The 7,657-nt window shown below is 42.8% G+C and carries 4 protein-coding genes; all 4 read right to left on the reverse strand.

Annotated features, from left to right (window positions below; all coding sequences use genetic code 11):
• Positions 1–43 precede the first annotated feature (43 nt).
• Positions 44–3,058, reverse strand: coding sequence for a DNA polymerase III subunit alpha (dnaE, locus tag HWV58_RS12325; RefSeq protein WP_175634384.1), 3,015 nt, complete (start codon positions 3,056–3,058; stop codon positions 44–46).
• Position 3,059: 1 nt separating this feature from the next.
• Complete coding sequence (dinB, locus tag HWV58_RS12330; RefSeq protein ID WP_175634385.1) at positions 3,060–4,370, reverse strand: DNA polymerase IV; 1,311 nt, start codon at positions 4,368–4,370, stop codon at positions 3,060–3,062.
• Between the two features lie 296 nt (positions 4,371–4,666).
• Complete coding sequence (locus HWV58_RS12335) at positions 4,667–6,628, reverse strand: OmpA family protein (RefSeq protein WP_175634386.1); 1,962 nt, start codon at positions 6,626–6,628, stop codon at positions 4,667–4,669.
• 45 nt (positions 6,629–6,673) lie between these two features.
• The gene (locus HWV58_RS12340) at positions 6,674–7,645 is read right to left on the reverse strand and encodes a PorP/SprF family type IX secretion system membrane protein (protein ID WP_175634387.1); all 972 of its coding nucleotides are present in this window, start codon (positions 7,643–7,645) and stop codon (positions 6,674–6,676) included.
• Positions 7,646–7,657 lie beyond the last annotated feature (12 nt).

A 7,657-nucleotide genomic window follows, 5' to 3' on the forward strand; every position in this document is an offset into this window, starting at 1 on the left:
TTCGGCTCATATTTTTAACACTGTTATCTAATAATGAATATTTTTAATCAATCGCTACAGGATTCATCTGAATATCCAGTTTGGCAAACTTTAATACTTCGATGCTTTGAAAGCCAAAATCCTCAACCACCTTACCCAAAATCAGGTAACAGCCCTTTCCTTTAAAAGGGTACATAGGGGTATTATTAGGGAAATGGGTGGTATCGAAAAATTCACCGTTGGCATCTAAAAATGTACCGAACCACATTTTAGTGTTTTTAATGGTATGCACTGTTTTCTCACAAACGTAATTCCCCACCATCCTGATGGTTTTACCTAAATGTTTATGCAAATCGGCAGCCATTACATCGCCACGGTAGCTGGTTTTCAGGAAATCGAACATTTTATAATTCAACGGAAAACCAAGCAATTCTAATTCTGTATAGGCATTTTCGAGCTCCGAATCTACCAGCTCAGGCAGCTGATAGGTTTTATAATTGAGCTTAAAAAGTTCAGCAGCGTTTACTTTCTTTTGTTTATAGCCGAGGTAGTTATGTACATCCCAAAGCAGGGTTTTACGGTCTTTACCGGTAAAGCGCAAACTCCCCAAACGGATTAAAATAATGGCTTGTTCTAACGAAATATTGGTTCGTTTTACAAAATCTTCCAGATCGATATAGAGCCCATTGGCCCTGCGCTCGGCAGGAATGATCTTTATATTCTTCTCTTCCAAGCCCTGCACTCCAATAAAGCCCAGATAAGCATCTTCGCCTTGTATATTCACCACTTCATCGCTATGGTTTACGCACGGTAAATGTACCTGTGCACCGGTTTTTTGCAACTCGTTAACGTACACCCAGCGACTATAAAAACCACCATAATTATTGAGCACGGCAACCATAAATTCCATAGGGTAATACGTTTTAAGGTAAAGACTTTGATAGCTTTCTACAGCAAAGGAAGCCGAGTGCGCCTTCGAAAAGCTGTAACCTGCAAAAGAGGAAATCTGCCGCCACACTTCGTTAACCAGTTCTTCCGGATGGCCCTGGTGCCGGGCCGAAACCTTAAATTTGTTTACCAGTTCATCAAAAGCCAGTTTCGACCTATATTTGCCGCTCATGGCCTTGCGCAGCACATCAGCATCGGCCAGATCGAGGCCGGCAAAGTAATGGCACACTTTAATTACATCTTCCTGGTAAACCATTACGCCGTAAGTTTCGGCCAGTTGCTGCTTCATTACTTCGCAAAGGTAAACCACCTTATCTGGCGCGTGGTAGCGCTCTATATACGATTTCATCATGCCCGAACTAGCTACCCCCGGACGGATAATGGAACTGGCTGCTACCAGCGTAAGGTAATTATCGCACTTTAGTTTTTTGAGAAGCTGCCGCATCGCGGGCGATTCGATATAAAAACAGCCTATGGGCTGCCCTTCTTTTAAGATTCCGTTTAATTTGGCATCGTTCTTAAAAACCGGAAAATTGTGTATATCGATCGGCTTCCCCTTGTTTTTTTGAATCAGCTGCACGGCTTCACGAATGTGACCAATACCCCGCTGACTCAGAATATCAAATTTCTCGTACCCGATTGCTTCGGCTTCGTACATATCCCACTGCACTGTAGGGAAACCTTTGGGCGGCATATCCAATGCAGTATAATAGGTAATCGGCTCTTCTGAAATCAAAATCCCCCCGGCATGGATAGAACGCTGGTTCGGCATATTTTTCATGTAATGGTGTACAGCCAGTAACTTTTGATAAGTGCTGTTCTGCAGGTTTTCCCTTTCTTTGGTCGGATCGGTAAAACTGTCGATCTCTTCTTTGGGCAAGCCCATTACCTTACCAATTTCGCGAATAATTGCACGGTCTTTAAAGGTGCTCATGGTGCCCAAAAAAGCCACATGCCATTTGGGATAACGTTCAAAAATATAGCGCTGTATGGTTTCGCGTTCATCCCATGAAAAATCGATATCAAAATCAGGCGGACTGGTCCGTTTTTCGTGTAGGAAACGTTCGAAATAAAGATCAAGATCAATGGGATCTACATCGGTAATGCGCAGGCAGTAAGCCACAATGCTGTTGGCACCCGAACCACGGCCCACATGATAAAAGCCACAGGTGTTCATGGCATAATCCACGATATCGTGGGTGATGAGGAAATAGGCACAGAAGTTTTTAAGTTCAATAATCCGCAGCTCTTTTTCCAAGCGCGCAGTAGCTTCTGCATTATTTTCGCCATAACGGTACTTAAGCCCGGCTTCGGCCAGTTCGCGCAGCATCTTCTTATCGCCGGCTAAATCGCCGGTATAATAGAATTTATTTTTTGATAAAGGAACAGGGCTATTTTCGAAATAAATACTCAAATCGCAACTGTTTAGTAATTGCTGGGTATTTTGAACAATGAAAGGATACTGCTCAAACTGCCGGGTAAGATCGGCTTCGGGCATCAAAAACTCGCCGGGGTCGCATTTTTGCTCGTCGGGCACCTTACTTAGCAGTGTATTCAGCTCAATGGCCCTCAAATATTCGTGCAAACGGTAGGTGATTTTATTGGTTACGGTAACCGGATGCCATACCACCAGCTTCTCTTTCTGCCTTAGCAGCGGATGCTTGTATAAAAAATTAAGCTGTCTGCCCTGTATACCTACAAATTCATTTTCTTTGAGCACCCGGTTAAATGATTTCTGAAAAGGATAAATGAGGTATACATTTTCCATTTCGGGCGGGGTTTCGGGCAGGGCAATATTGTTGATGTTGTGGTGGCTCAAAAACTCATTCAACTCGCGCATGCCTTCTTTATTTTTCGCTATGCCCACGTACAGCAGCTTGTTATCAAGCCTAAACTCAATACCTGCCCCCGGCTTAATCTGATAGGGAATATTGCCTTTATGTATTTCGTCGGCCTCTTTGGCAATGCCCTGTTTGTAGCACTCGCGGATAAATTCTACAGCACCTGTTGAGTTGTTGATATCGGTAAGCACCATCTGGTGGATACCCAGGCTACGTGCAACGGCAATCAGCTGTTCGATACTCAGCGTACCATATTTAAGGCTATATGAGGAATGTACATTTAAAAACATGCTAATCGTACAATTTGCTTCCGGTAGTTCCTTTTTCGCTCATAAAACTTCTGATTTTTGAACGTTTCTTTACTTCCTGTTCTTCTTCAGCAGTATTTTCGATTTGTACTTTCTTTTTACGGGGATTGTATTTTATTATTTTCCCTTTTTCATCGCGGGGTGGCTGGGTAACAATACAGGCTTTTACCACCGCCTCAGCCCCATAACTATTGCGTACCTTATCCATGGCCTGATAGAGGCTATATTCTTCTTCGGCGATGTTATATAAGCCCATTTGTTCGTAACCACTTACCAGGTGCGAAAGTTTAACGCCAACCAGGCGCAGCAACATCCTTTTGGCATAAACTTTTTCGAAAAGGCTATGGGCTTTACTAATCAGGAAAGAATCGAGCGAGGTATAGGGAATCCGTTCCTGCTGGGTAACTGTTTCGAAATTGGTATAACGCACCGTTACGGTAATACAGGCGGTAAGCTTTTTCTGGTTGCGCAGCTGAAAGGTTAATCCGGTTACCATACCCGTAATAATGGCTTTTAGTTTAGCCATATCCATGGTATCGCTTTCGAAAGTAGCCTGTGTGCCGATCGATTTCCTTTCGCGGTAAGGTACTACGGGAGCCAGGTCGATGCCATTTGCTTTTTGCCACAAACTTAGCCCGTGCTGACCCAGTATTTTAAACATAAGCTGTTGCGGAATTTGTGTAAGGGTAAGGATTTGCCGCACCCCCATTTCGCTGAGTTTTTTATAGGTGGCATGCCCAATGCCCGGAATTTTATGGATGGCCAGCGGATCGAGAAAAGGCCTTAACTCGGGAAAAGTAACCTGCCGTTCGCCATCTGGTTTCGACTCGTTGGTGGCAATTTTAGCCACTGTTTTGTTAACAGATAAACCAAAGGAAATGGGCAGCCTCATTTCTCTTATAATGGTTTGCCTGAGTTCGGAAGCAAATTTCATACAGCCAAAAAAGCGGTCCATGCCCGTCATATCGATATAATGCTCGTCGATACTGGCCTTTTCGAAAAGCGGTACTTTATCGGCAATGATTTCGGTAATCTCGTGCGAGGCCTGTGAGTATTCTTCCATATCTCCCCTTAAAAAAATAGCCTGTGGACAAAGCAGTTTTGCCGTTCGGCCAGGCATTGCAGAATGAATACCGTATTGCCGCGCTTCGTAACTGCATGAAGCTACCACGCCCCTATCGCCGCCCCCACCAATAATAACAGGTTTACCCAATAGTTTTGGGTTTTTTCTAATTTCGACCGACACAAAAAATGCATCTTGATCCATATGAATAATCTGCCTTTCTTTTTCCATTGCTATAAATACTGGGATGAATAATCAAAAATACTAATATTTTTAGCTTAAATAAAAATATAGATCAGTTTGTTTTAAACAAAACACTAACAATTTTAGCTTTTTTTTTATTAGTGATTATTGTAACATATAACCAAATATTTTTTTTCACCAGATATGACATTTAAGGGCAATAGACCAGTTATCGGATCAGCAGGGTGGCAACGTAACCTCGTGGTGGCGCAGGAAGGGCAAAAAAATGCCCCCGATTTACACCGGGGGCAAAAAAATAAATATATTGTTAACCTTGGTTATACTTATTGCTTCACAATTTTAAACTCTGTTCTTCGGTTAAGCTGGTGCTCCTCTTCAGTACAGTTTACGCCGTTGGCACATTTATTTAGCAGTTGTGTTTCGCCGTAACCTTTAGCGGTAATGCGGTTTTTATTGATACCTCTCGAAATTATGTACTGCACGGCAGATTCGGCCCGTTTTTGTGATAAATCGAGGTTATAATTGTCTTTACCCCTGCTATCGGTATGCGAACCTAACTCAATCCAGATGGTTGGATTATCAGTCATAATTTTCACCAGTTTATCTAACTCTACTGCGGCATCGGCACGGATGTTCCATTTATCGAAATCGTAGTAAATATTTTCGATGCGGATGGCTTTGTTAATGACCACAGCTTCGAGGTACAAATCTTCTTTTAACACGGCAGAAGTGGTTAAACCGATAGTTGCCAGATTTTCTACATCAGCCCTGTAATTTGTTTTTTCGGCCGAAACATTATATTCTGATTCTTTGGCCAGATTAAATTTATAAGCACCGTTCTCGTCGCTCTCTGTTTTTAAAATGCCACCATTTACCTTGGCTAAGGTAACCAATGCACCTGCAAGCGGCTGTTTACTTTCTTTATCGAAAACACGACCTTCAAGTTTGAAGGCTAAAATCATTTTCTGATCGATGCTGTAAATATCATCACTACCCAAACCACCCTCACGGTTAGAAGAAAGGTAAACAATACCACCCTTTTCGTTTAAGCTAAAACCAAAGTCATCCTGCGGGGAATTGAAGGGATAACCCATATTTTCAATCTGACCGATTTCGCCGCCAGATTTCAAAGCCCTGAACACATCCAATCCGCCCATTCCGGTACGGCCGTCGCTCGAGAAATAGAAATTATCTTTTGCATCAAAAACCGGACTGCGCTCATTACCTTCGGTATTTACCTGCCTTAGGTTAATTGGCTTTCCCCATTCACCGGCATCGGTTTTTAAACACACATAAATATCTGTCCCACCCGATCCGCCAGGCATATTGGAAACAAAGTAGAGGCTATCGCCATCGGTGGTAATAAAAGGATCGCCAACCGAATATTGGTTTACGTTATTATAGGCAAAAGATACTGGTTTACCCCAGGTGCCATCGGCAGCTTTGGTGCAGCTAAAAATCTCAACATTAACTGTTGTAGGCTGTTTCTTTAAACGCTCCAATTCATCGCTAATACGGGTTAAGGTAAAATACATGATTTTACCATCGGCGGTAAAGCTTGCCGAGCCCACGTGGTACCTTGTTCCGGCTTTTATCGGGAACAGTTGTAAACTATCGGCCGGTGATTTTTTGATGTATAGTTTTAAATATCCGTTACCAGTCCAGCCGTAAACTTTTTTATCGGGTTCTTTGGCTCCATCGAACCTTAAAAAGGGTTTACTTTCTTGTGTTTCGAGGCGGGCATCAGACCTATCGGAAGTAAATACCACAGCCCCCTGGTAGTTAACAGCACCCCAATCTGACTGTATGCTGTTTAATGCTTTTTGATTAACCAGTTCAATTTGTTTGGGGTTCTTTAACCATTTCAAAGCCGAATCGCAGGAAGAAATCCAAACAGCCTGCTGCTTTTCTGATACCTTCTTATTTTTACTGATATAATCCAGGTACTGCACTTTGGCTTCACTGTACTTGGAATTATTCTGTAAAGCTTTGGCGTAACCCAAAATATTTTCGGCATTGCTGCCAGGCATTTTCGAGGCAATGGCATACCAGCTTTCGGCTTGCTTATAGTTATAAACCAGGGCATAGGCACTGGCTAAACGTTCGGCGGTATGCAAAGTTGCTTTCTTTTTATAGGCCTGTTCGTATAAATCAATGGCTTTTCTGTAATTAAACAGCTCGTACTGTTTGTCAGCATCTTTTAAAACATACTGTGCTTTTGCTGAAAAACTGAGGGCAAATAAACAATATGCAGAAAAACAGGTTCCCAATAAAATTTTCTTCATTATAGCGTTTGGTTAATTTGGTCAAAAATATAAAATATGCTTCACTTAAAACACCCTTGGGGTTGCCAATCTGATGTTTTGTCTGAGAAATGAATAAGCAATCGAAATCTCGTGGGTACCACTGCTATAGCCCTGCAGGGGTCCGATTGAGAAATCGTATCCATAACCTATCCTGATTTTTTCGGAAGGAAAGATCTGTATTGCCGCAACAGCAGAGTTACGTGGTGTAAGGTCTTTCTGCAGATAACTTTTATCATACAGTTTTACTCCTGTACGGTAAGAACCACCTATCCAGATAAAATCTTTGATCATTAAAAATGCATTTAAGTCTAAGCTGGTTGGCCCGCCCCGATCGTCTTTCAGCAAAAATGATGGCTTAAGCTGAAAATTTTCTGAAAGTGGAAACAGTGCGCCTGCGGTTAAATAGTAATGCGGTTTGGGTTGCGGAATAAATGCATAACGATCAATGTCGATGTAAGTCGCAATCAGGTTATCGACCGAGAAGCCTGCATAGTATTTATCGTTGGCAAAATATACCCCTGCCCTGGCATCGGGCACAATGGTGCTCTGCATGCCTACCGGTTGGTTAGGCTCCGGATTGTTGGGATTAAGCATTGAACCATCAATCCCCAACTGTACCATACCTACACCTAAGCCCAGTGCCAGCCTCGAACTGCCATCATCGTTTAGCCTGATGCGGTAAGCATAGTTACCATAAATGCTCAGGTTATTTTGCGCGCCCAGTTTATCGCTGGCTACCTGCAGGGCCAAACCCACATTACCACTGTTGGCAATGGCATCGACTGCCAGCGACATGCTTCTTGGTGCACCGGTAATTCCCGTCCACTGGCTACGGTAAAAGGTGTGTACGTTTAACACTTCTTTATAACCTGCATAGGCCGGATTGATGTAAATGCCGTTGAACATGTATTGGCTGTACTGGGCATCCTGCTGTGCAGATGCTGCCCCCGAAAGCAACATGAACGCACCTGCTATTATCCAAATTAATTTCTTCATCGTCTTAATATC

Origin of the sequence: Pedobacter ghigonis, assembly GCF_903166585.1 — a bacterium.
Taxonomy (GTDB): domain Bacteria; phylum Bacteroidota; class Bacteroidia; order Sphingobacteriales; family Sphingobacteriaceae; genus Pedobacter; species Pedobacter ghigonis.